Origin of the sequence: Stenotrophomonas sp. PS02289, from assembly GCF_029960115.1 — a bacterium.
Classification (GTDB): domain Bacteria; phylum Pseudomonadota; class Gammaproteobacteria; order Xanthomonadales; family Xanthomonadaceae; genus Stenotrophomonas.
This window is the reverse complement of record NZ_JASCOZ010000006.1, coordinates 20,555-43,867: the sequence shown is the minus strand read 5'-3', so window position 1 is coordinate 43,867 and position 23,313 is coordinate 20,555. Positions and strand designations below refer to the sequence as shown.

The 23,313-nt window shown below is 65.7% G+C and carries 19 protein-coding genes and 1 tRNA gene; 9 read left to right on the top strand and 11 right to left on the bottom strand.

Annotated features, from left to right (window positions below; translation table 11 throughout):
• Positions 1-228: 228 nt before the first annotated feature.
• The 5 genes from yidA to QMX83_RS01730 all read right to left on the bottom strand — a co-directional run bounded on the left by yidA (position 229) and on the right by QMX83_RS01730 (position 4,890).
• Complete coding sequence (gene yidA / locus QMX83_RS01750; protein WP_282294950.1) at positions 229-1,065, bottom strand: sugar-phosphatase; 837 nt, start codon at positions 1,063-1,065, stop codon at positions 229-231.
• 67 nt (positions 1,066-1,132) lie between these two features.
• Complete coding sequence (locus QMX83_RS01745) at positions 1,133-1,738, bottom strand: hypothetical protein (protein ID WP_282294949.1); 606 nt, start codon at positions 1,736-1,738, stop codon at positions 1,133-1,135.
• Between the two features lie 142 nt (positions 1,739-1,880).
• Positions 1,881-3,629: a peptidoglycan-binding protein gene (locus QMX83_RS01740; RefSeq protein ID WP_282294948.1), complete on the bottom strand. Its 1,749-nt coding sequence runs from the start codon at positions 3,627-3,629 to the stop codon at positions 1,881-1,883.
• A 132-nt stretch (positions 3,630-3,761) separates the two neighbouring features.
• The gene (locus QMX83_RS01735) at positions 3,762-4,301 is read right to left on the bottom strand and encodes a hypothetical protein (RefSeq protein WP_282294947.1); all 540 of its coding nucleotides are present in this window, start codon (positions 4,299-4,301) and stop codon (positions 3,762-3,764) included.
• A gap of 52 nt (positions 4,302-4,353) precedes the next feature.
• Positions 4,354-4,890, bottom strand: a complete 537-nt coding sequence (locus QMX83_RS01730; protein ID WP_282294946.1) for a hypothetical protein — start codon at positions 4,888-4,890, stop codon at positions 4,354-4,356.
• Positions 4,891-5,099: 209 nt separating this feature from the next.
• Between QMX83_RS01730 and QMX83_RS01725 the strand changes: the two genes are divergently transcribed.
• Entirely contained in the window at positions 5,100-5,768 is a 669-nt protein-coding gene (locus tag QMX83_RS01725; RefSeq protein ID WP_282294945.1) for a VOC family protein, read from the top strand.
• Between the two features lie 53 nt (positions 5,769-5,821).
• On the opposite strand, the gene QMX83_RS01720 is transcribed toward QMX83_RS01725, so the two are convergent.
• Entirely contained in the window at positions 5,822-5,944 is a 123-nt protein-coding gene (locus QMX83_RS01720) for a hypothetical protein (protein WP_282294944.1), read from the bottom strand.
• Between the two features lie 216 nt (positions 5,945-6,160).
• On the opposite strand from QMX83_RS01720, the gene QMX83_RS01715 reads away from it, so the two are divergent.
• From QMX83_RS01715 to QMX83_RS01705, 3 genes are all read left to right on the top strand, one after another.
• Complete coding sequence (locus tag QMX83_RS01715; protein ID WP_282294943.1) at positions 6,161-6,976, top strand: hypothetical protein; 816 nt, start codon at positions 6,161-6,163, stop codon at positions 6,974-6,976.
• Positions 6,973-8,463 (top strand): N-6 DNA methylase, encoded by a 1,491-nt coding sequence (locus tag QMX83_RS01710; RefSeq protein ID WP_282294942.1) that lies wholly within the window; start codon positions 6,973-6,975, stop codon positions 8,461-8,463. The genes QMX83_RS01715 and QMX83_RS01710 overlap by 4 nt, the downstream gene beginning before the upstream one ends.
• 115 nt (positions 8,464-8,578) lie before the next feature.
• Complete coding sequence (locus tag QMX83_RS01705) at positions 8,579-11,350, top strand: type I restriction endonuclease (RefSeq protein ID WP_282294941.1); 2,772 nt, start codon at positions 8,579-8,581, stop codon at positions 11,348-11,350.
• 21 nt (positions 11,351-11,371) lie between these two features.
• On the opposite strand, the gene QMX83_RS01700 is transcribed toward QMX83_RS01705, so the two are convergent.
• Together QMX83_RS01700 and ubiA are read right to left on the bottom strand one after the other, a co-directional pair.
• Complete coding sequence (locus QMX83_RS01700) at positions 11,372-12,763, bottom strand: TIGR00366 family protein (protein ID WP_282294954.1); 1,392 nt, start codon at positions 12,761-12,763, stop codon at positions 11,372-11,374.
• A gap of 118 nt (positions 12,764-12,881) precedes the next feature.
• Positions 12,882-13,775 carry a 4-hydroxybenzoate octaprenyltransferase gene (ubiA, locus tag QMX83_RS01695; RefSeq protein ID WP_282294940.1) on the bottom strand — a complete coding sequence of 298 codons (894 nt, stop codon included), beginning with the start codon at positions 13,773-13,775 and terminating at the stop codon, positions 12,882-12,884.
• A 165-nt stretch (positions 13,776-13,940) separates the two neighbouring features.
• On the opposite strand from ubiA, the gene QMX83_RS01690 reads away from it, so the two are divergent.
• Together QMX83_RS01690 and QMX83_RS01685 are read left to right on the top strand one after the other, a co-directional pair.
• Positions 13,941-14,017: transfer RNA gene (locus QMX83_RS01690), tRNA-Arg, on the top strand.
• Between the two features lie 83 nt (positions 14,018-14,100).
• Entirely contained in the window at positions 14,101-14,718 is a 618-nt protein-coding gene (locus QMX83_RS01685) for a glutathione S-transferase (RefSeq protein ID WP_282294939.1), read from the top strand.
• Here the strand turns inward: QMX83_RS01685 and QMX83_RS01680 are convergent.
• The gene (locus QMX83_RS01680) at positions 14,715-15,677 is read right to left on the bottom strand and encodes a YafY family protein (protein WP_282294938.1); all 963 of its coding nucleotides are present in this window, start codon (positions 15,675-15,677) and stop codon (positions 14,715-14,717) included. The two genes, QMX83_RS01685 and QMX83_RS01680, sit on opposite strands and share 4 nt — an antisense overlap.
• Positions 15,678-15,803: 126 nt before the next feature.
• Between QMX83_RS01680 and QMX83_RS01675 the strand changes: the two genes are divergently transcribed.
• Both QMX83_RS01675 and QMX83_RS01670 read left to right on the top strand, forming a co-directional pair.
• Positions 15,804-16,661 carry an NIPSNAP family protein gene (locus tag QMX83_RS01675; RefSeq protein WP_282294937.1) on the top strand — a complete coding sequence of 286 codons (858 nt, stop codon included), beginning with the start codon at positions 15,804-15,806 and terminating at the stop codon, positions 16,659-16,661.
• Positions 16,658-17,293, top strand: coding sequence for a LysE family translocator (locus QMX83_RS01670; protein WP_282294936.1), 636 nt, complete (start codon positions 16,658-16,660; stop codon positions 17,291-17,293). The genes QMX83_RS01675 and QMX83_RS01670 overlap by 4 nt, the downstream gene beginning before the upstream one ends.
• 87 nt (positions 17,294-17,380) lie before the next feature.
• Here the strand turns inward: QMX83_RS01670 and QMX83_RS01665 are convergent, their stop codons facing one another.
• The gene (locus QMX83_RS01665; protein WP_282294935.1) at positions 17,381-18,736 is read right to left on the bottom strand and encodes a Gfo/Idh/MocA family oxidoreductase; all 1,356 of its coding nucleotides are present in this window, start codon (positions 18,734-18,736) and stop codon (positions 17,381-17,383) included.
• A gap of 24 nt (positions 18,737-18,760) precedes the next feature.
• On the bottom strand, positions 18,761-21,742 hold the full coding sequence (locus QMX83_RS01660; protein WP_282294934.1) for a TonB-dependent receptor: 2,982 nt from the start codon (positions 21,740-21,742) through the stop codon (positions 18,761-18,763).
• 412 nt (positions 21,743-22,154) lie between these two features.
• On the opposite strand from QMX83_RS01660, the gene QMX83_RS01655 reads away from it, so the two are divergent.
• Complete coding sequence (locus QMX83_RS01655; RefSeq protein ID WP_282294933.1) at positions 22,155-23,312, top strand: SIS domain-containing protein; 1,158 nt, start codon at positions 22,155-22,157, stop codon at positions 23,310-23,312.
• Position 23,313: the final 1 nt, after the last annotated feature.

Sequence of the window (23,313 nt, the reverse complement as noted above, 5' to 3'; positions counted from 1 at the left end):
GCTTTTCACGCCTCGGAACGGAAAGTGTGACGTCGTTTTGAGCACGGCACCGGATGCCTGCGGATGTTTGCCCACGCACGGCCACGCGCGCCACCGCAAACGTGATGCGCGTCACAATTGAACCGGGCGCAGTCTGTTTTCGCGTGATTCAACATTCGCAAGCGTACGCACAGAAACTGCGCAGAATCGGCGCAAGCCGCACAATATCGCCGATACGGCGCGCCGCCCTCAGCTACGCAGCACGAAGCGCTCCAGCGCCAGGGCGACGCCGTCCTCCGCGTTGGTCGCGGTCTCATGCAATGCGGTGGCTTTGACCACGTCCACCGCATTGCCCATGGCCACGCTGGTGCCAGCGAACTGCAGCATGGTGAGGTCGTTTTCCTGGTCACCGATCGCCATCACCTGGCTCCTGTCCAGACCGAGATGATCGGCCAGCATCCGCAGTCCCGGGCCTTTGCCGGCGCGGTGGTCGAACACTTCCAGGAAGAACGACGCGCTTTTGAGCACGGCGAAGCGCTGTATCAGTTCCGCGGGCAAGCGGGTAATGGCCGCGTCCAGCACGCTCGGTTCGTCCACCATCATCAATTTGATGAAGGACATGGCCGGGTCCATCTCGTCCACGCTGCGATACGAAAGCGGCACGTGCGACAGATGCGAATCGACCACGGTGTAATGGCTGATGTCACGATTGGTGGTGTACAGGCGTTTGCCGTCCAATGCCTGGAAGTGCACGCCCAGTTCGCGGGCGACGCGCTCCACATACACGAAGTCGTCAAAGGTCAGCGGAAACTCGGCGACGCGATGGCCGTCACCCAGGCGCTGCACCAGGCCGCCATTGCACGCGATGCAGTAGTCTTCCGCACCATCGATGCCCAGCTCATCCAGGAACGGAGCCAGGCCGGAGACCGGTCGGCCACTGGCCAGCACCACACGGACACCCCGCGCCCGCGCCTGCGCGATGGCCTGCTTCACTCGCGGGGTCAGCTGATGCGCCGGGTTCAGCAGGGTGCCATCCATGTCGATGGCGACCAGTTCGATTACCGGCGTGCGCAGGCCCATGTCCATCTCTCAACCCTTTCAATAGCAACAGATTCCGGCGCGAAGGCCGGGTGCCAGTGTAAGCCAGCGATCGCTAACGAATGGTGTCTGCGTCGCGCAGGCAGCGTTCGCCGAACACGACTTCGCCCTGGCACAGGACTTCCATCAACGGCGTATCGGAAACGTTGCCGGCCCAGTAATCGGCCACCTGCGGTTGCGCCCGGGCGTAATCCCAACCGCCGTCGATGGCGATCAGCAACGCGTGATCGAGCCGGGCCTGCGTCGTGCAGCCGGACAGATCGACCTTGCAGAGCAGCTCGCCGATACCGTGCCGGCGCTTGAAGGTGGCTGCGTCGTCCAGCGTCGGGGTCGCGAAGAACGACTCCAGCCGCGAGGGTTGTTCCGCGAAATAGTCCGCCCGCACTCGTTCGTAGAAGCTTTCCCAGAACAGCAGCGACAACCGTGCTGACGGAACACCGTGCAGTTGTGGGAACTGACTGCCCGCCCCGACCAGTGCCAGGCCCAGCGGCGCATCCGGCTGGCGGCGGGCCAGATCCAGGGCGTGCTGCATGGCGTGATGCAGGCCGTGGCGATGAGGGTCCGCCTTTAGCCCATAGTGGTATTCAGCGGTGGAAACAATGCGGTAATGCGCGTAATGCGCATGCTCGACCGACTTGTAGCCGAGCTTGATCCGGTGCATCGACGGCCTCCTCCGTGAACTCGAACCCGTTATCGGTATCGGCCCATGCCGGGGGAACTTGCGCTGCAGCGCAAAAAAGGCCGGCCAGGTTTCCCCGGCCGGCCCCAACACCACACTCGTGGCCCCCGGAGGGGCCGGAACATCAGCGGCCCATTGCGACCTTCTGCTGTTCTTCCTGCACCTGGTTCTGCTGCTGGGTGCTGTTGTCATTGAGCAGCTGCGCGCTGGTCTGCTCCACCGACGGTGCCGGCTGCCCCAGGTCGACCGCCGTGCGGAAGCCCGGCGTGGTCCCCATCACGAAGGCCTTGCCGTCCTGCACGGTCACGCTCTGCAGCTTCTCCGGAGAATCAATGCCGGCCTGCTTGGCCTGCGCCGTGATGTGGGCGGCAGCTTCATTGGAGATCGGGCTGGGCAGCTGGCCACGAATGGCATTGTGCAGCGGCGTGTCCGGATGCCCCTTGTCGCCGAGCAGCGGACCGGCCGGCGTGGCCTGGGTCTGCTGCTGCGCCTTTTCCAGCGCGGCCTGGGTCTGCTTGCCCACGATGCCATCGTCGCCCAGGCCGTGCTGGCGCTGGAAGGCAATGACCGCCTCGCGGGTGTTGTCGCCGAACTTGCCATCCTCGGAGAGCGGCTTGCCTTCGGCATCGCGCACGCCCAGGCGGTTCAGCTCCTTCTGCAGCGCGGTCACGTCATCGCTGCGGTCACCCTTGCGCAGGGTGCCCGCCGGGGCGTCGTGGTCGTGGTCATGCGCGTGGCCGTGCTTGCCGGCCGTCTGCTGCACCCCCTTGTTCCAGTAGGCTTCCGGGTTGATCAGGTTCCCCTTGGGGTCCTTCATCTGATAGTGCACATGCTGGGCATACTGGTTCGGGCCTTCCGGACCCCGGCCGCCCATGGTGCCGATCGGGTCACCCGGCTGCACGTGCTGGCCGACTTTCGCGGTGAGTCCCTGCATGTGCAGGATCTGGTGCGAATTGCCGTCGGCGTCCTGGATCATCACCGTGCCGTACTTGCCGCCCACCGAGGTGACCACGCCGGCAACCGGCGAATGCACGGTCGGATGCTGCAGGTTGCGGCCGGTCTGACCGCCTTCGTAGTTGAAGTCGCTGCCACCGTGGGCCTTTTCGCCACGATGCTCACCGAAGTGGCCGGTGATGTGCGGCTTCACCCCGTTCTGGGGCGGCAGCATCACGTTCATGGTGTGCTCGTAGGAGCGCGTCGGATCGGCCTTGGCCACGGCCGCCGCGCCGGCGGCACCCGCTGCCGCCACGGCAGCACCGGCCTGTGCGGCCTGCTGCGGCGCGGACTGGCTCTGTCCCTGGGTCTGGGCCAGGCGCTGGTTCACGAACTGCTCGTACTCATCCAGATGCGGCGCGACTTTGCGCTGGGACAGACCCAGGCCGCCGTAGTCCTTGCTCGGGCCATCGTGATGATATTTGTAGATGTAGTCTTCGCCCTGGCCACGGCTGCGTGCCAGGTTGCGGTTGTCGACGAAGTGGGAGACCAGTGCATCCGACTGTGCGTCCACGTCGAAACGGTTGGCGTTGGTCAAGCCGTAATGCTTGCCGGTCTTGTCGATGAACTGCCCCAGGCCCGAAGCCGAGGTGGTGCCGGCGGCGGCATCGGGATTGAAGCCGGATTCAACGCGGGCAATGGCCAGCACGTAAGCGGTTTCGCGCGGGGTCAGCCCGGCTTCGCGTGAGGATTCAATCAGCGAGTCGATGACGCGCGACTGCACTTCCGGCGAGGCGTCGCCCCAGCGGCGCGATTCGCCGTGCAGGCGGCCGTCGGTGCGGTCGATCGGCTCACGGTAGTGGCTCCACGATTCGATCTGGCTGCTGCGGTACGCCGCACCCTGCGGCTGCAGCATGTTGGTGTAGATTTCGTTTGGCATGTCTGTGCTATCCATTCTGTGAGAAAGAGGCTTTCCTTAAAGGGTATTGCTCCTTGTATCGACCAACGGTCGATACCTGCCGCGTACTGACCAACGGTCAGTACCTACCGCCTATCGACGCTCCGTCGATAGTCATTCTTCGATGTAGTCCACCTCCTGCGGATGGGTGATGCCAAGCTTGGTCAGCAGGGCCGAGTACTCGTCATTGTTCGGCGACTGCTGGTCGCCCTCGCCTTTCAGCGGGGGGTTGCTGTGGGTCAGTGGCTTGCCATCGGTGTCGTACAGATAGAACCATTCGCAGAACGCACAACCCTGTTCCACTTCGCCGAACTGCACGACGAAGTAGGACGCGCCCTGTGCATCCTTCACGCAGGCCAGGCCGACTGCGCTGTAGTCGCTCATCTCCGGCGGATTTTCGAGGGTGCGGCGCTGGCCGTCCTTTTCGAAGTCCATGCGGGTGCGGGACGTTTCGTCCGTGGCCGGCAACACGGTCAGCGACAACCGGGCACCGTTGCATTCCTTATGCATGCCTTTCTCTTCTTGCGGGGTGGGTGAAGGGGTAGGTGCCGGCGCGGTCGCGGCCGGCCCAGCCACGGTGCTGGTTTCACCGGTCGGCGCGCCGCACGCGGCGAGCAGCAGCGCAAGCACGGGAACAAGCGGCAGCTTCGACATCACAGGCTCCTTGTCACGGGGCGGCAGCCGCGCCAGGCGGCCGCCGTCCAGGTCAGATCGATTCGTCCACCTTGCGCACCAGCTGCCAGCAGGGCTTCTGGGCGAAGTAGTACGACTGCTGGTCACTGGTATTGGGGGTACGGAACTGCACCTTCATGCTGCCGTCGCCCTGCGCGGTGGTGGTGATCTCACGCGCCTTGCTGCGCGGCGACGCCGGATCCGGCATGACCGGCCACTCGACGTCGGCCAGCGCGATCTGCTCCACCACCTGCTTGGGCTCGAGCTCGGTCACGTCCACATGCTCGCTGACCAGCGGGTCCGCCGTGGCCTTCTCCTGCAGGGCGATTTCCGCACCGAAATGTGGCAGGAAGGCCTCGAACTCCGGATAGGGACAGTTGGCCTGGGGTTCGGCCGTTGCCGTGGCCGGCACGGCCGTATCGGCCGGGGCAGCGTCAGCCGGTGCCGCAGGTTGGGCCGTCGTGGATGCGGCATCGGTGGGGGTCGCCGGCTCGGCGGCGTTGGGCTTGCAACCCGCCAGCAGCACGCTGAGCGACAGGGCAAGCAGGGTCATGGGGCGAAGATGGGACAACGGATCCTCCTGATTCGTGTCTGGCGCAGGCAGAATCCGCGCCGGGTGGCGTAGCATAACGGTGCGCCAATGCATTGGCGTTCACGGGATCCCAACGCACGCGCGGCAATCCCGCCAAGCGTGATGAACGTCACACATTGAAGCCCTGCATGCGGGCGACCCCACTCAGCACACCCCGTGTGCGGTCATGGAAATGTCAGGCTTTTGACATGCGGATTGTAGAACTCACGCTCCCGGTTTCAGATGTCGCGCGGGTCGGCGCGTACTTCAACGACGTACTCCAGCTACCTGTGGAGGGCGACTGTGTGGTGATCGGCTGGACCCGCGTGCAGCTGCGCGAAGCGGGAAGCGATCCGGTGGGCGGCGTGCACCTGGCCTTCAACGTTCCTGCCAACCGCTTCGAAGCGGCCACCGCGTGGCTGCTGCAGCGCGCACCGTTGCAGACCAATGCCAAAGGCGAAGCACATTTCACCTTTGGCGACGCCTGGGCGTCAGAGTCCATCTATTTCGAGGGGCCGGACGGGCTGATCCTGGAGCTGATCGGCCGCCGACGACTACCGGCTTCGGCCCGGAGCGGCCCGTTTCATGGCAGCGAGCTCACCTGCGTCAGCGAGGTCGGGCTGCCCGTGGACGACGTCGCCGTTACGCATTCACGCGCCGAGGTCGCATTGGGACTGCAGCCGCTCAGCGCACCCACGCCCTGGTTTGCAGCGCTCGGCGACGACGAAGGCCTGCTGATCGTGGTGGACGCCACCCGGCGCTGGTTCCCCGAGCAGAAGGTGCTGCCGAATGCACGTGGCATCGTGGTTCACGCCACGCAGTGCGCCCGTGGTGATGTGGTCGGCACCACGCACGGCTGGCGGGTGTTGTCGGCCTGACATGCGAGACCCCGCCGAAGCGGGGCCTCATCGAACACGGCGACCGCCAGGGGTCACTCTTCTTCGTCCTGCCAGCCCTGCTGCTGGTTCTGGTTGCGCTGCTGCTGTTCCTGCTGCTGTTGCTGCTGCTGATCGCGCTGGTTCTGCTGGGAATCCTGCTTGCGGTTCTGGCCCATGTCGGTCTCCGGTTGCCGCGTGCGGAATGCCGCGGTCGGGGAGACTGTGTGCAGCACAGGGTTAACGTTGTGTGGCAGTTTCCCAAGAGATACGTCAAGGTCACCGCTCCTGCTCGCGCAAGTTCCTCTGCGATATGGATTTTCCACCGCAGTCGGGGTGCTGGTGACGGAATGGAATGGCGTCATGCCGCGCCGGCACCCCTCGCAGTCAGTTGAATGAACAGGCCCGCTCCCGCCGCGCTGCCATCGCGGTCGGCGCGGAAACTGGCTCTGGTGCGACGTGTTGCAGGTGCACAGGATGCGCTTCCGTGCGTGGAGAATGCGCCACACACTGCCGCTGATGTTCGCTTTCAACGCGGAACCTGCGCGCCATTCGAATGGTGCGGTTTTCATCTATTGACGGGTCCAGTCCGCCCGCGCATTTTCCGCCGCATGAACGTACTTCACCGCTACCCAACACTGGCCGATGTGGCGCACGTCCGTCAGGGTCATGCCTTCCGCGGCGCCATCCCCGCCGTTCCGGATGGCCCGGTCCGCGTCATCCAGCTCAAGAACCTGACCACGCCGGCCACGCTCTCGCCCGAACACCTGCTGCGCACCCGGCTGTCCTCGCGCCATTCCCCTCGTTTTGTAGAACACGACGACATCGTGCTGGCCAATCGCGGGACGCGCCCCTTTGCCCACCTGCTGTCCCGGCCACCCGCACAGACCGTCTGCAGACCGCACCTTTACATCATCCAGGTCACGGATCCCGAACGGCTGCTGCCGGCCTTTCTCGCATGGCAGCTCAATCACGTCGACGTGCAGCGCCAGTTGCGACGACAATCGGCCGGCTCACGGCAGCACAGCGTACGCAAATGTGCGGTGGAGCAGCTGCGCCTGCGCATACCGTCCCTCTACACCCAGCAACGCATCATCTCTGTCACCCAGGCGCTGCAGTCCACGCGCGAAACGTTCAACGCGCTCATGCAGGCGCGCGATGCAGAGATCACCGCCCTGGCCGAACGGATGCTCCAGGAGCGTGCCGCATGAGCGGCGTCGCACTGCGAAGTTCCCGCGCGACGCTGTCTGCACTCAAGCTCGCCCGACGCTGCATGGAAGGCCATGCCGACGAAGAGGCGGCCACGCATCTTCTGCTGATGCTGGTGGTGCTGAAAGTCGCCAGCGATGCGGACGCGGACCGCCACGCAGCCGCGGCCGGCCGCATGGCCTCGGAAACGCCGGCGTCCACCGGTGCACGTGCCCTGGAGGTCTGTTCGGCAACGCTGTTCGATCGTCTGGCACGCGCCCCCCTGGATGGCCTGTCGGCGCGCGTCGGCTCGGTCCTGCACACTTTCTGTCTGGACAACCCCGACGCACTGGACCAGGTCACCGACGCACTCGACATGGCGGCAGGACTACCCACCGACGGTGCCATGTATCGCGTGATTGAGCGCCTGCGTATTCCGGCGCTGGACTTCCGTCTTCGCCACGGCCAACACCGTCCCGACCTGGCTGAAGCGACCGACCAGATGCTGGGCCAGCCGCTACAGCGGCGTTCGCGCGAAGACGGGCTGCACGTGCCCGAGGCACTCGCCAGCATCATGATGGCCGTGCTGGATCCTTGTGATGGTGACCACATCCTCGATCCCGCCTGCGACCGCGGCTGCCTGTTGCTGGCCGCCGCCCGTTGGGCCCAACGCGACACGCCAGCGGCACGGGTGCGCCTGCACGGCCAGGACGTGGACCGCCGCAGATGGGCCATGGCGCGGGTCCGTCTGCTGCTGCACGGGCACGACGGGGCCTGTCTGCAGGTCGCCGACCCGCTTGCGCCCGATCCGGAGGCAACGCCGCGCTTCGCGCAGGCAGGCGTGCAGATCGTGCTGTCACGGCCACCGCTGACGTTGAAGTGGAACCCGGAACGGGCGAGCTGGGGGAACTGGGATCACTTCCAGCACGGCATCCCGCCGCGCCAGTGGGCGCATATGGCGTTGATCCAGCACATGCGCGCGCAGCTGGATCCGCACCAGGGGCGCATGGCCATCGTGGTTCCCAACGGCGTGCTGTTCCGCGAAGGCGAGGAGGCAAAGATCCGTCGCTCACTGCTTGAGGCAAACGAGGTCGACACCATCATCAGCCTGCCCGAGCGGTTGTTCAAAGGCACCGCCATGTCGACCTCGCTGCTGGTGATGCGCAAGGCCCGACGTGACACCACTGTGCTGTTCATTGACTCGCGTCCACTGCTGATGGCGGCAGGCAAGGGCGCACGGCTGAATGACGACATCGCCCAGCAGATCATTCACCTGTGTGCACAGCGCAGCCAGCGGCCAGGGGTCGCCCACGTGGTACCGGTGGACCAGGTACTCGAGAACGGGGCACATCTGAACGTTGCACGTTACGTGCAGGTGGACGGCCCGGTAGGCGGCGGCGACCTGACCGCACTGCGTCGCACGCGCGTCCGTCTGCACCTGGAGGTCGAATCCCTGCAGCGGCGACTGGACGGCGAGGTCGATACGCTGATGCGCGAACTTGGCGGGTGAAACACGACACTCAATCGCGACTCGTATTGCATGATCCGGAATGATGCAGGTACCCGGCCGCTGGCACGCCTCAGCAGAGGTGTGACATGCCGATCCCACATCACCGGATACACGCATGACAGGCCCTCGCCACGAAGACGCTGTTCGCCGTTCCGCCCTGGCCTGGCTCAAGCGCCTTGGCTGGAACTACGTTGCACCTGATCACTACGCAGCCCTTAAGGGTCATCCTGAGAGCGTGCTGCTCGGCGACCGCCTGCGTGCCATCGTCAGACGCTGCCGTCATCTGCATGCGGGCCGCCATCTCGTCCTCTCCGATGAGAAGGTGGACGCGATTCTGCGCACGGTCGCTGATGCCCACGCAGGCGCGACCTGGCCGGCGGCCAGCGCTGCAACGCTGCGGCTGCTCCAGTCAGGCATCCGCGTGGACCTGCCGCTTCCCGGCGGCGGCCACGTCACCCGCACGATCCCCCTGATCGACTGGGACCATCCCAACCGCAATCACTGGGACGTCGCCGACGACCTGCGCGTGAGCGGTGGCTCGCGCGCCGTGGGAGTTCGCGACCTGATCTGCTATGTGAATGGCATCCCCCTGGTGCTGATCGCCTGTGTCGAACGCGATTCGCACCGTCATTGGGCGCGGGTGGAGCGTGGCATCACCCACCTGCTGCGGGGGATGGAAGCCGCAACGCTGGAGCCGCCACCCCGCCAGGCGCAGCTGCTGATCAGCCTGGACCGGCGCGAGGCGCGCTTCGCCGGCATTGGCGCTGCGGTGCATGCATGGACGCGGTGGCGTGAGACGCACTGGGACCGGTCCGTGCTCGGTCGACTGCGCGCGATGCCGATCCGTCAGCATGAGGGTCCACCCGATGTACCGCTTGCGGCGCATGCCGAACTGCTCGGTGGGCTGCTGGCGCATGATCGACTGCTACGCCTGCTGCAGCGGTACATGCAGGCAGTGCCGCATGCGCCGGTCAGACTGGCACGCGCCGCACAGTACGGTGGCGTCGAAGCCGCACTTCAGCATCTCCGGGCGGTCACCCGCCACGGCCGCAGCAGTGACGCGCAGGTGGTGCTCAGCCCCGGCTGCGGCGTCCAGCGCGCGCGCGAATGGTTGGCCGCCGCAATCGGACATGACCCGGTCCTGGCCACCTTCCGCCTGCTCATACCCGTGCGCCATCCGTCGCGGTCGCGGCCCGCCTGGGCACGCGGTGTGCAGGTGACCGACGCCGAGACGCCGGCGCAACAGCTACGTGCGTTTTTCGCGACATCGGCACCTGCGCCGCTGGAGATCTGCGCGCAGGCGCTGCTGCGTTGGGCAGGAATCGCGGCGGCGGTCCCACATCCCGGCGCGGGCGCGGACGTGGTGCTGCTGCTGGATGCCGACTTCTGGACGCACGAGGCGAGCGTGTTGTCCGACCTCCGGCGACATCTGCCTGAGGCCACCTGGCTGACGTTCACGTCCACACCGGTGGCGCACCGCCCACCCGCGCCACGCCCGGGCATCTCGATTTACCACTACGACACCGTCCACGCCGTGGCCGACGGTGTGGTCGTGCCGGTCGTGGCAGACGCACTCGGTTGCGACACGCCTGACCCGACCTGCCGGGTGCGCGCGATCATCCTGCACTACCACCAGAAGCTGCAGCTTACACGGCGTGATCTGCGTGCGATGGTGCTGGTCTCCACGCCACAGGAGGCCCTCGCCTACCAGCGTGCGTTCGAGCAGGACGGCCGGCTGCGCACGCGGATGCGGGCGTTGGACGCGCAGGGCCACAGCATCGAGCGTGTGCCCGAGGTTCCGCCCGAGGGGATCCATCTTGAGATCTGCTGCGGGCCGGTTCCGGCCCAGCAGGAAGCACGCCTGGGCGTCGTCTATGTGGAGCGCGAGCTGGATGCGACCGAACGCGATCGCCTGATCGGGCGGATCAACCAACCGCATGCGGACAAGCACGCCGCGCTTCTGGTGTACGGACTGACAAACCACGCTGCGCTGCCTGCGCAGCCGGCGCACGTGCCCTCTCGCAGCCGCCTCGTGGCCACGCTACCCGACCTGCCCTGGCACGACTTCAATGCGTGCCTGGAGGTGGTGGCCCCGCGTTGGGAGATCACCCTGTTGGGTGACGATCGTGACGCGCACCGCCAGCGCCGGCACTTGTTGCGCCGTCGAATCACCCAGCACGGTCTGGACCTGCAGCATGCGGCGGTGGCAATGCCGGGCATGGCGGGCGACGCAGCCTGCTCGGCAACGCAGTTGCGACGCGAACTGCAGGCTTACGCCTGTGTCGATGCGGCGGCAGCGCAGGTCGCATTGGAAGAAAGGCACTTCGGCCGCGAGGACACGCGCGTGCGCCAATGGCTGCAGGACACTCCATTGGGAGTGTGCGAGCCGCTGCTGCCCTACACGACCACCACCGGCGAGGGGGATGCCGCGCGGCAGGCCAGTCAGCTGTACGCGGAACTGCGCGAAGCACTTGAACATCCTGGCGAAGAGCCGGCGCGGGCCGAGCGGGCAGGCCGCGAACTGCAGGGCATCCTGCTCAATCACGCCGATCCGTTGACCCGCATCACCGCGCTGGAAGGTCTGCGTGATCGGCTTCCGGCGATGCTGGGCCACGCCGGGCAGCCGCCGCGATCGCGCGCCTACCTGGTGCTGGAAGGCAATCTGGGGGCGGGCATGGATGCCACCCACCACGCGCCGCTGATCCGGCAGATGGAGAGCACCATCGGCATGGCACAACGATTTCTCCCGCGCGAGCCGCGAGTGTTCCGCCAGCACGTCCGCGCTGGACTGCGCTCCCTGTTTGAGCAGGAATTCGGTGCGACCCGTGCCGAGCTTCTGCTGGACGCGATCATCACCCGCGCCCCGCATTGGCCGCTGCCGGACTGAGCCCGGCAGCCGCCTACAGCCTCAGGGCATGACCGGTGGCACGTAGGTCAGGGTCATGCCCAGCAGCCACAGCAGGCCCAGCACCAGCGGGATGTGCACCAGCAGCTGGATGAAGGTGAAACCGACGATGTCGCGCGCCTTCAGGCCCAGCACGCCCAGCAGCGGCAGCATCCAGAACGGATTGATCAGGTTGGGCAGGGCCTCGGCCGCGTTGTAGACCTGCACGGCCCAGCCCAGGTGGGCATGCAGTTCATTGGCCGCCTGCATCACGTAAGGGGCCTCGATGATCCACTTGCCGCCACCGGAAGGCACGAAGAAGCCCAGCACCGCCGAGTACACGCCCATGACCAGGGCGAAGGTGTCGGTGGTGGCGATGTGCACGAACACGCTGGACAGCCGATGTGCCAGCGTCTCGCCGCCGCTGCCGGCGGCGTGGGTCAGGATCATCGCGATGCCGCCATACAGCGGGAACTGGATCAGCACGCCCGTGGTGCTCGGCACCGCCTTGGCCACCGCATTGAGGAAGCTGCGCGGTCGCCAATGCAGCAGCAGGCCCAGCGAAATGAACAGGAAATTGTAGGTATTGAGGTTGGCAATGGCGGTCACCACCGGCTTGCTCGCAAACTCACTGAACAACCAGCCAAAGGCCAGCAGCGACAGCAGCACGGTCAGCAGCGGGCTGTATTCCAGCCATTCGCCGGCACGGGTACGTGCCGGCAGCGGCTCGGGTTCGGCCTGGGCCGCCCCTTCGAAATCCGCCGCGGTGCGCGCCGTGGCCGGTCCCGGCGCGGTCATCCAGGCAATGATCAGCGATACGACGATCAGTGCCGCGGTGAGGGCAATGGACTGCCACAGGAAGATGGTTTCAGTGAAGGGCAGTACGCCGGTGATCTCCACCAGCCCCGGCGGCATGCTGGCCGGATTGGCCTGCAACTGCGCGGCCGAGGAGCTCAGGCCCATCGCCCACACTGCGCCCAGCCCCAGATACGCAGAGGCACCGGCGGCACGGTAGTCCATGCGCAGGTCTTCGCGGCGCGCCAGCGCGCGCACCAGCAGGCCACCGAACACCAGCGAGAATCCCCAGCTGAGCAGCGAGGCCAGCATGCTGACCAGGCCCACATACACCACCGCACCGCGGCCACTGCGCGGCACCCGCGCGAGCAGGTCGATGAAACGCGCCACCACCGGGGCCGTGGCCACCGCATAGCCGCCGATGACCACGAAAGCCATCTGCATGGTGAAGGGAATCAGGCTCCAGAAGCCGTCACCAAAGGCTTTGGCGGTGGCCTGCGGCGACGCCCCGAAGCCCATCGCCGCCACCGCGACGATGACCACGCCCAGCACCGCGAACACGTATGCGTCGGGGAACCACTTCTCCGCCCACGCCGCCGAACGCAGCGCCGCGCGCGCCATCCAGCCATCCTGTACCGCCGCCGATGCCGAGTTGGCCATGCCCTACCCTCCCAGGTGTGATTCCTGGATTCTCGCGGCGGGGCCCCGGATTGTCAGTAACCCATTGGTCGGGTCGCGGTCAGGCGCGGGCCAGCGCGACCGCAATCCCGGCAAACACCACCGCGCCGACCCAGTTGTTGTGCAGGAACGCCTTGAAGCAGCGGTCCCGGTCGCGGTGCCAGCACAGATGGAACTGGTAGACGATCAACCCGGCCGCCACACCCAGCCCGGCCCAGTACGCCAGGCCCAGTTCTCCGCGCAGCCCCACCAGGGCCAGTGCTGCCAGGAACAGCGCGTACAGGATGCCCTGGATCACCAGATCCAGGTCGCCGAACAGAATGGCCGTCGAGTGCGAGCCCATTTTCAGGTCGTCGTCGCGGTCGACCATCGCATACCAGGTGTCATAGGCGGTGGACCACAGGATGTTGGCTCCGTACAGCAGCCAGCCGATCACCGGTACCTCGCCCTGCACGGCGGCAAACGCCATCGGAATACCCCAGCCGAAGGCCAGGCCCAGATACACCTGTGGCAGATGGGTATAGCGCTTCAGATACGGGTAGCTGGCGGCCAGGAATACGCCGATGAAGCTCATTCCGATGGTCAGGGCGTTCATGCTCAGCACCAGCGCGAAGGCCACCAGCATCAGCCCGGCGAACAGCAGCAGTGCCTCGCGCCCGCTCACCCTCCCGCTGGCCAGCGGGCGGTCCTTGGTGCGCTTGACGTGCGGGTCCAGCCAGCGGTCGGCGTAGTCGTTGATGACACAACCGGCCGATCGCGTCAGCCAGACGCCGGCGGTGAAGACGAACAGCGTCCACAGCGGGGGCAGCCCGCCAGCGGCCAGCCACAGCGCCCACCAGGTGGGCCACAGCAGCAGCAGGGTGCCGATCGGGCGATCGGCACGCATCAGTTTCCAGTACTGGCCCCAACGCGACGGCGGTGCGCCGGCGGGGGCATCAAAACGTTCGTAAGCCATGCTGCAAGGATACGCCAGCGCCCCCACGGACGGGCTTGCACGGTCCGTTCGTTGAAGGGGGGCAGACCTGCGCCGCGTTTACCGCTAGAATGCCCGTCCCGCACCGCCACTTGGCGCTGCGATGCCCGCCCCGGCCCTGTGCTGACGGCGTGGCGGTTCTACAACGCGCCCGTAGCTCAGCCGGATAGAGTAGTGGCTTCCGAAGCCATTGGTCGGGGGTTCGAATCCCTCCGGGCGCGCCATTTTCCCCTCGATTGTCACTGCTCTCAGCCGCCTGCGGGCTGTCTGCGCTGCCCGCGTTCCTACCTCCAATCTCGAGGTGACGATGAAACTGCTCTACCAGACGCACTCGCCTTACGCCCGCAAAGCGCTCGTGTTCGCATACGAGGCCGGCATCGCTACCTCGCTTGAGGTCATCCACCAGGAAACCAGCCCGACGGCGAAGAATCCCGAGGTATTCGCCCGCAATCCCTTGGGCAAGGTGCCGGTCCTGCTCCGCCCCGATGGCGATGCGATCTTCGACTCGGACGTGATCTGCGCCTACCTCGACACCCAGCATGCCGGACCACGCCTCATCCCGCAGGAGGGCGAAGCGCGGTGGCGCGCGCTCCGTCTCCAGGCCGCGGCGCAAGGCCTGTGCGACGCCGGCATCGCACTACGCTGGGAAACGGTGCGACGGCCCGCCGAGCTGCGTTATGCACCGCTACGCGATGGCTATACGGAGAAACTCCTGACGACCTATGAGTGGCTCGAACAGGAGATCGACGGCAGCGAACCCGTCCATGTGGGGCACATCGCCGTGGCCACCGCCCTGAGCTGGATCGCGTTTCGCGATCTGCCGGATTTCCGCGAGGGACATCCCCGGCTGGTCGATTGGTTCGATGCCTTCGAAACGCGCGAGTCGATGCGAAGGACGCCGTTGTCAGGCGAGACGCACGACTAGCCTTTGCCACCGTGCCGGCGCTGCAGATGCTCAACCTGCGCCAACAATGCCGCCCGGAGTGCATCTGGCTGACGGATATCGAACTCGAAGGGCAGCCGTGACAACTCACGCGCGAACCAGGCAAGGTCGTCAGCTTGAGCCCGCAGAAGTGTGCTGTCGCCAGCGGGTTCAAGTACGCCAATCGTTTCGAAGATTTCACGTTGCGCTGTCGTGATGTCGGCATGTAACAGGACTTCGATCGCGTGGGTGCGGGAACGCATGGCCATCGAAGAGACCAGATGCGCGAGTACGTCGAAGCCTTCTGGACGCCCAAAGCTTGCCGGCATGGCATGCACCTGCTCGATGCGGTCAAGCCGGAACGAGCGCAGCCCCCTGCGCAGGTGACAGTACCCTACGGCGTACCAGCGACCGCCGCGCCACGCCAGGCCCCAAGGATCAACGTCGCGTTCACTGGAACCGCGTTCGGTCCGGTAGATCAGGTGAACGCGCTGACGCGCCTGTGCGGCCTGACTGAGGATCACCAGCGCGGCATTGTCGGCACCGGCATCGCGCGCGTCGGCTTTGGCGAGATCCAGTGCCACTGTGTCGTCAATCGCGCGAACGCGCTGTTTGAGCGCCTCCGGCATCACCCGCTCGAGTTTGGCATGCGCACTAGCGACGGCGGGGATCACACCCGACAGACCCAGGCTCCGAGCAGCAAGCAGGCCGAGCGCTAATGCAAGCGCCTCATCGTTGGTGAACGCCATCGGGGGCAGCTTGAAACCCGGCACCAGGGCGTAACCGCCATGGCGACCGCGCTCTGCGGTGACGGGAATGCCGATCTCCTCCAATGAGGCGACGTAGCGACGCAGCGTGCGGCCGTCGACCCCGACCCGCCGCGCCAGCTCGGGGCCGCTCATGCGGCCGTGAGCCTGAAGCAGCTCAAGGACGGTCAGGACACGCGTCGTCGGAAGGCTCATGGGGACGAGTGTACGTTCAATCAGGGCGGATTCCGTCCTGATTGGTTTCTAACCTGAGGATTCCTCCGGCCGGGCCACCCAGACACGGCCCGTTGCCCCTTCGTATCCCACTGACTGGAAACTCCAATGAACATGGTCCTCCGGCTCCTGTTGGTCACCGGCCTCTGCGCCATCGCGCTCCCGGCGCACGCGTCATCCCCCTCCCCCGCCGGGCCCGCCACAGACAGCGTGAAGCACCTCCAGGACTATCAGGTCGTGGAGCTACGGCGCTACACGACCACGCCAGGGAAGCGTGGCGACTTTGTACGCTACTTCGACAGCTACTTTCCCGAGGCATTTGAGCAGCTGGGGGCCATGATATTTGGCCAGTTCGTCGAGCGCGACGATGCGAACCGTGTTGTATGGCTGCGCGGATTCAAGGACATCCAGGCGCGGCCTGTGGTGAACGCGGCCTTTTACTACGGCCCCCTTTGGCGCGAGCATCGCGCCAAAGTCAACGCGATTCTGCCCGACAGCGACAACGTGATGCTGATGCGCCCGCTTCACGCGGAAAGCGGCATTACCGTGTTGCCTGCGGTCGACCCCGTGCGTGAGCCAGACGGTGCACGTGGCGTCGTCGTGGCGCAGATATTTCCGGTCAGGAAGGAACAGATGGACGCGTTCTCCTCGCGCGCGGAGAGGGCGTTCCTGGCCTACGACAGCCAGGGCGTAAGAAGCGCGGGTGTGCTGGTGTCACTGGATGCGCCCAACAACTTCCCGCAATTGCCCATTCGCGAGGATGGCCCTTGGTTGGTATGGCTTGGCGTGGCCCAGGACGATGCGGCGCTGCGACTGCTGTCACAGCGAATGGAGGACGTCGAGCAGGCCATGAACAAAGCCGGCGGGCTGCGAGGCGCGATCGAGCGCATTGTGATGGATCCGACGCCGCGCTCACGCCTACGCTGGCTTACCCTCAACGCCGCCACTGACCCGGCCACGCCATGATCGAGACCGCGCATCTGTGGTTGTTCTTCGTGATGGTTCTGGGCGTGGTCCTGCTGCCCGGGCTTGATATGGCCTACGTCATGGCCAGCGCGCTGATCGGCGGCCAGCGCTCGGGGTTGTTGGCAACCGCCGGTGTCATTGCGGGCGGCGCATGCCACGTGCTGCTGGGCGCACTGGGCGTAATGGCGGTGCTGAAGGTAGTGCCTGCGGCGTTCAATCTCATGCTGCTGGCTGGCGCGCTCTACATCGCATGGATTGGATGGACGTTGCTGCGCAGTCGGATTGCGTTCGACGCGTCGCCATCGACGCGCGTGCGGAGTGGCGCGGGCACCTTCGGGAGGGGCATGGCAACCTGCCTCCTCAATCCCAAAGCCTATCTCTTCATGCTGGCCGTCTTTCCGCAGTTCCTGAAGCCTGACTACGGTCCTCTCTGGCTTCAGGCGCTGGTGCTTTGGATCATCATCGCTGTCTGTCAGGCCGCCGTGTACGGCGGCATGGCGCTGGCTGGAGAAGGCGTAAGAGCCTGGCTCGGCGCGAAGCCGGCTGCGAACCTGCTGCTCGCGCGCGTGGTGGGTTCGATGCTGCTTGTGGTGGCGGCGGTGACCGCGTGGGAGGGCTGGCACCTTTCGTAGCGCCGGGCTCTGCCCGGCTCACGGTGCACGGTCACGGCGCAGCCGGGCAGAGCCCGGCTCTACGGCATGGCGAAGGCCGGCGTTCGTTCAGTACCGGCCGTCGAAGGCAAAGATCGGCTTGCGCTGCTTCCACAGCCCGTTGGTGAAGTCCGGGAACTCCAGGGTCTGGAAGCTGTTGGCGATGGACAGCTCGGAGAGCGGCGTGATCGCGCTCCAGGTCACCGCGTCATAGATGTCGATCGGCATCGGGGCGCGCGCCTTGAGCGCTTCGACAAAGGCGTGGATGACGAACCAGTCCATGCCGCCATGGCCGGCGCTGGCGGCAGTCGCGGCGTTCTGCTTCCACAGCGGATGCTCGTAGCGGTCCTGGTAGACCTGGAAGTCTTCCCATTTGTGCGGCGGGCTGCGGCCTTCGATATGGATGGACTGGTTGAGGTCCATCCACAGCCCCTTGGTGCCCTGCACGCGGAAGCCGAGCGAATAGGGGCGCGGCAGCGAGGTGTCGTGCTGCAGCAGGATGGTTTCGCCGTTCTCGCAGGCCAGCGTGGTGGTGACGATGTCGCCCAGCTTGAACTGCACCTTCGTGCTTGGGTGGGTCGTGCCACCGCTCTTGGCGACGGTGTACTCATGCAGGCCGCGCGCTTTACTCGCGAAAGCATTGATATGAGTGAAGCGGTTGCCGCGGTTGATGCCGGTATACATGGCGCACGGGCCAATGCCGTGGCTGGGGTACAGCTCGCCGTTGCGACGCACCGAATGCTCGGTACGCCAGCGCGCTTCAGACCAGCCCTTGGGGCCGAATTCCACGCCGCTGTCATACGGCTGACTGGGATCGCCGGAATTGAACTTCACTCCGCGCAGGTCATGCTGGTAGCCGCCCTGCAGGTGCACCAGTTCGCCAAACAGCCCTTCGCGCACCATCTGCAGCGCGGCCATCACGTCGCGTCGGTAGCAGACGTTCTCCAGCAGCATGTACGGCGTGCCGGTGGCCAACTGGGCATTGAGCACATCCCAATGGTCCTGCAGGGTGATACCGGCCACGACCTCGCAGCCGACCGCCACCTTGGCCTGCATGGCAGCGATCGCCATCGGCGCGTGGTACTCCCACGGCGTGGCGATGATCACCCCGTCCAGCCCGCGCTGTTCCAGCAGGCGCTTCCACGCGTTGACGTCGCCGTTCTGGCCATAGGCGGTCGGAGCCGGCTTGCCGGCCTTGGCGACCATGTCCAGACCACGCTTGAGCATGATCGGCTCGATGTCGCACAACGCGACCACTTCGACGTCGTCGCGTCGTACCAGTTCCTTCAGCAGCACCTGGCCACGCATGCCGGTGCCGATCAGCCCCAGCTTGACCTTGCGCGTCACGGCCCAGGCCGGCGTCTCCGGCAGCAGGCTGGTGGCGGCGAGTGCGGCACTGGCCGCGATGAATTCCCTACGCTTCATGAAACATTGCTCCGCTGGTAAGGGTCAGAACCGATAGCCGAGCTGCAGACTGTAGCTGCGCCCGTAGATGCTGGCATAGTCACTGGAGTCCCCAAGGAAACCCTGGGGGTCGTAGAACGGCAGGCGGTTGAACAGATTCTTGACCGTCAAGCCCAGCGTCCAATGGTCGTCCGGTCGCCAACCCACGCTCAGGTTGGCGGTCCACCACGACGGTACGCCACCGCACTGCGCGGGGTTCACCGGCAACCGGCTGGCAGTGCAGGTGTCCGGGTTGTTGTCTTCGGCATCCACCTGGTCGTAGGCCCACTTGGTGGTGCCGACGTAGTTCACGAACACGCTGGTGGTGACCTCGCGATAGGTCCAGTCGGCATTCAAGGTCGCACGCAGACGCGGGTTTCCGTAGTAGCCGATGGTATTGCCGTAGTACCAGCGCGAGGTGTCGTCGATGTAGTACTCCTTGCGCCGCGCTATGGTCGCGGCCACCCCGATGTTCAGGCTGCCGAAATCCCCCAGGCTGAAGCGGCTGCGCGCGTCGATGTCGAAACCATCCACCAGCGTGCGCCCCTGGTTCTTGTACTGGCCGACCACGCTGGAGACGTTGCCGACGCTGTAGCCGGGCAGCGTGCCCGGGCAGACCACACCGCTGGCCGGATCGGCGCACATGGCCGCCACTGCCTCGACGTTGGCGCGGTCGCTGTCGCTGATCGGGTTGCGGGTCATCGACTGGATGTCTTCAGGCTTGCTGTAGTCCGGTGCGGCGATCTCGTTGCGCCGATAGATGAACCAGTAGTCGGCCGACACGCTCAACCAGCTGGCGGGCTCATAGACCAGTCCCAACGTGGAGATCTTCGCCTTCTCGGGCTTCAGATCCTGGTTGGGCTGGGTCATGCGCGCCACGGTGCGGCTGCAGTCCGAGTTGAGCAGCGAGTTGCCCAGGTCGACATCGCCACTGCGTGCTGACTGCCGCAGCAGGTTGGCGATGGCGTTGGTCTCGTCGCAGCGGATGTCGTCCTCGAAACCGCCGAGCTGGGCGAACACACCGCCGGTGCCGGCTTCCGCCAGGCTGGGCGCGCGGAACCCCTCCGAGTAGGTGCCGCGCAGCAGCAGCTGTGGCAGCACCTGATACTTCAGGCCGATCTTGGGGGCGAGGTTGGCGCTGAAGTTGGGGTACTTGTCCACGCGCAGCGCCGCATCCAGTTCCAGCTTGTCGGTGATCGGGGCCACCGTCTCGGCGAACAGCGCATAGGTGTTGCGCTTGCCATCGAACCACGATCCGCCCTGCTGGGTGATCAGGCCATTGGCGGCGTCCTCGTTGCCCGGCGTGTAGAAGGTCTCACGGCTGGCATTGAAGCCGAAGGCGGCACGCATTTCACCGGCCGGCAGCTGGAACAGCGGACCTTCGATCCTGCCGTCAAGGGTGTGCAGCCGCGTCCACGACTGGATGTCGAAGGTGGGGAACGCCTCACGGATCAGCGCGGCATTGGCCTCGCTGATCACCCCGAACTGGTACGCCGGGTTGTCGGAGATGATCACCCGTCCCGTGCCCGGGTCGATGCTGTACGGACCGAACGCGCGCTCGAAGCCGTCCAGGTTGACGTTGATGGTCTGGTAGGTCACCGAATGGGTGCCAGCGGTGGCAAACGCGGTCTCCCAGTTCCAGTCACCGATGTCGCCACGCAGGCCGGCCAGCACACGGTAGCTCTGGTCGGTGTTGCGCTGGCCGAAATGACTGTCGCCAACATCCTGCAGCAGATAGTTCAGCCCCACCACGCCGCCCATCAGTGCCTTCAGTTCCGGGCTGGCGTTGTTGTAGACATTGTTGGGGCCCAGGAACGGCGTGCGGAACTGATTGACCGTGGTGCCGGTATTGCGCGAGAACCAGCTGCTCGGATTGCCGGTCGTGGTGCCGTACGCATTTGGGGTACCGGCGTTGGCGCGCAGGTCGATGTCGGTGTAGGTCGCCTCGGCGAACGCCTCGGTGCTGTCACCGATCAGGAAGCGCGAGCTGATGTAAGCGGTGTTGCGCTTGGTTTCCGCACCGGAGTCGATCTCGCGGTTCATCCAGGTTTCCCACACGCAGCGGGTACCCGAGGCCTCGGTGATGGCGGTGTTGCACCCCGGTGCGGCCTCCTGGCGGCGCGCCCCGGTCACCGGGTCGAAGGCGAAGTAGGTGCCCGGGTTGAATTCGCCCGGCCGGCTGCCGACGCCCAGGCGCAGGTTGTTGAGGTAGTTCGGGTTGTTGACGTAGTACTGGCTGGGCCGCTTGTCGTAGTAGTCGCTGAGCGGAATGGCGTCGCGACGGTACAGGTTGACGCTGGCATAGACGTTGTAGCGGTCTGCATCCAGGTCGCCGAACCCGGCGGTGAGGCTGGCCTGGTGTTCGCCGTAGGAATCGATGCGTGAGGAGGAATCCGTGGTGATGCTGACTTCCGCGCCGCGGTAATCCCGCTTGGTGATCACGTTGATCACGCCGGCCACCGCATCGGTGCCATAGACCGCCGAGGCACCGTCGGTCAGCACTTCCATGCGTTCTATCGCGGCCGCCGGAATCGCATCGATGTTGACGAACTGGGTCTGGAAACCGGCCGGCGCACCGTAGTACGACAGGCGACGGCCATTGAGCAGCACCAGCGTGCCCTGCGCACCCAGCCCGCGCAGATTGGCCTGCGAGGCCCCGTCCGAGCCGGTGAACAGCGAGCGCGAATCCTGCTGTGCCGGCCGCGCGGCCGGCAGGTTGTCCAGCACCTGCAGCAGCGTGCGCGCCCCCATGTTCTCGATGTCCTGCTTGCGGATTACCTGCACCGGCGAGCTGGTCTCCACATCCGAACGGCGGATGTTGGACCCGGTGACCTGGACCCGGCTCAGTTCGGTGGTGCGTTCGTCGTCGGTGCTGGTCGCGACGCTGTCCTGGGCGAAGGCCGGTGCGGTTCCGATCAGGGCAATGCCCAGCGCGAGCGATAAGCGGGTGGCGGGGATGCGGCGTTGGCGATGGCGTACGTTCAACATCTTGGCTCCTCGTGCGGTCCGCAGCGTGGGGCTGCCTGGGTGGTATTTCCGGCAACAGTTACCCGCACCGCAGCCACGCAGGCTGCAGACGGAGAACGGTGAGGTGGATGAGAAAACGGGGAATGGCTCCCTGCGGCCGACTCTAGGGCAGCCTCTCGAAAGATGTCAACAAAATGAAAGCAAAAAGAAGGGGTTTTTCGCGACAAACGAAAGTTGACGCAAGGCAACACTTTCTTTACCGCTTATGAATACGCAGATTTTCGCTTTCGCGACAGCGGGATACAAAAGCGATTACGGGCAGGACGCGTCAATCTAATCGAAAACTGTGATCGGCTGAACTTATTTAAATCTTTCGATAATTGACATTTCGAAAGAAAACAAAGATGGTGACCGCGTCCAACAGGAAGCCCCCATGTCCCAGCCCGCGCTCTTTGACCTTGCCGCCTGGCAGTCCCGTGGTGGTGCCCACACCGCTGAGGAGATCGCCCAGCAGCCCGTGCTGTGGGCGGCCGTTGCCGATCAGCTGGAAGCCGCCCAGGGCCGGCTTGATGCGTTTATCGGTGAATCGCTGAGCCGGCCGGAGCAGCGGGTGATCTTCACCGGTGCCGGCAGCTCGGGCTTCATTGCCGAGATGGCGGCCGAGGCCATCAACGCGCAGTGGTCCGCCGACGTGCGGGCGGTGCACACCACCAGCCTGCTCACCCACCCGCAGCTGTACCTGCAGGTCGACCGCCCCACCCTGCTGGTGAGTTTTGGCCGCAGCGGCTCCAGCCCGGAAAGCGTGGCGGTGGTCGATCTGGTGCGCGCGAGCGTGCCGAATGCGACATTCCTGCATATCACCTGCAACGCGGAAGGTGCGCTGGCCGGCAACGGTCGCGACGATCCCAACACCTGCTCGCTGCTGATGCCGGCGGCCAGTTGCGATCGCGCCTTTGCGATGACCAGCAGCCTGACCTGCATGCTGCTGTCCGCACTGGCCGTGTTCGACCGCGCACCGTGGCAGCAGCGCATCGCGCAGCTGCGCCTGCTGGCCGAACACGCGCAGCAGGCGCTGCAGCACTGGGATGGCGCGGTGGCCGCGCTGGCCCAGTGGCCCTGCAACCGGGTGATCTATCTCGGCAGCGGCCCCCTCGAAGCCGCCGCTCGCGAAGCCGCACTGAAAGTGCTGGAGCTGACAGCAGGACGCGTGCTGGCGCTGTCCAACACGCCGCTCGGCTTCCGTCACGGGCCCAAATCCACGCTGGATGGCGACACCCTGGTGGTGATGCTGCGCAGCGCGCAACCGATGGCGCGCCGCTATGAACAGGATCTGCTGGACGAGCTGCGCGCCGATGGCGTCGCCGGACGGGTCATTTGCGTCGGTCCATCTGGCGCAGACCGTGCTGAAGGCGACTTCACGCTCGAGGTCCCGGCGCTTCCCGACAGCTGGCTCGCACCGCTGTGGTTGCTGGTGGCACAAGGCTATGCGCTGCATCGTTCGGCGGCGATGGGCTACACACCCGACAACCCCTTCCCTGACGGCACGGTCAACCGCGTGGTACAGGGTGTGACCATTCACTCCCTCGGCTGAG

Bases quoted from the DNA above. Each gene is read 5' to 3' on its own strand.
- yidA (WP_282294950.1), bottom strand. From the start codon at position 1,065: ATGGACATGGGCCTGCGCACGCCGGTAATCGAACTGGTCGCCATCGAC.
- QMX83_RS01745 (WP_282294949.1), bottom strand. From the start codon at position 1,738: ATGCACCGGATCAAGCTCGGCTACAAGTCGGTCGAGCATGCGCATTAC.
- QMX83_RS01740 (WP_282294948.1), bottom strand. From the start codon at position 3,629: ATGCCAAACGAAATCTACACCAACATGCTGCAGCCGCAGGGTGCGGCG.
- QMX83_RS01735 (WP_282294947.1), bottom strand. From the start codon at position 4,301: ATGTCGAAGCTGCCGCTTGTTCCCGTGCTTGCGCTGCTGCTCGCCGCG.
- QMX83_RS01725 (WP_282294945.1), top strand. From the start codon at position 5,100: ATGCGGATTGTAGAACTCACGCTCCCGGTTTCAGATGTCGCGCGGGTC.
- QMX83_RS01720 (WP_282294944.1), bottom strand. From the start codon at position 5,944: ATGGGCCAGAACCGCAAGCAGGATTCCCAGCAGAACCAGCGCGATCAG.
- QMX83_RS01715 (WP_282294943.1), top strand. From the start codon at position 6,161: ATGAACAGGCCCGCTCCCGCCGCGCTGCCATCGCGGTCGGCGCGGAAA.
- QMX83_RS01710 (WP_282294942.1), top strand. From the start codon at position 6,973: ATGAGCGGCGTCGCACTGCGAAGTTCCCGCGCGACGCTGTCTGCACTC.
- QMX83_RS01705 (WP_282294941.1), top strand. From the start codon at position 8,579: ATGACAGGCCCTCGCCACGAAGACGCTGTTCGCCGTTCCGCCCTGGCC.
- QMX83_RS01700 (WP_282294954.1), bottom strand. From the start codon at position 12,763: ATGGCGCGCGCGGCGCTGCGTTCGGCGGCGTGGGCGGAGAAGTGGTTC.
- ubiA (WP_282294940.1), bottom strand. From the start codon at position 13,775: ATGGCTTACGAACGTTTTGATGCCCCCGCCGGCGCACCGCCGTCGCGT.
- QMX83_RS01685 (WP_282294939.1), top strand. From the start codon at position 14,101: ATGAAACTGCTCTACCAGACGCACTCGCCTTACGCCCGCAAAGCGCTC.
- QMX83_RS01680 (WP_282294938.1), bottom strand. From the start codon at position 15,677: ATGAGCCTTCCGACGACGCGTGTCCTGACCGTCCTTGAGCTGCTTCAG.
- QMX83_RS01675 (WP_282294937.1), top strand. From the start codon at position 15,804: ATGAACATGGTCCTCCGGCTCCTGTTGGTCACCGGCCTCTGCGCCATC.
- QMX83_RS01670 (WP_282294936.1), top strand. From the start codon at position 16,658: ATGATCGAGACCGCGCATCTGTGGTTGTTCTTCGTGATGGTTCTGGGC.
- QMX83_RS01665 (WP_282294935.1), bottom strand. From the start codon at position 18,736: ATGAAGCGTAGGGAATTCATCGCGGCCAGTGCCGCACTCGCCGCCACC.
- QMX83_RS01660 (WP_282294934.1), bottom strand. From the start codon at position 21,742: ATGTTGAACGTACGCCATCGCCAACGCCGCATCCCCGCCACCCGCTTA.
- QMX83_RS01655 (WP_282294933.1), top strand. From the start codon at position 22,155: ATGTCCCAGCCCGCGCTCTTTGACCTTGCCGCCTGGCAGTCCCGTGGT.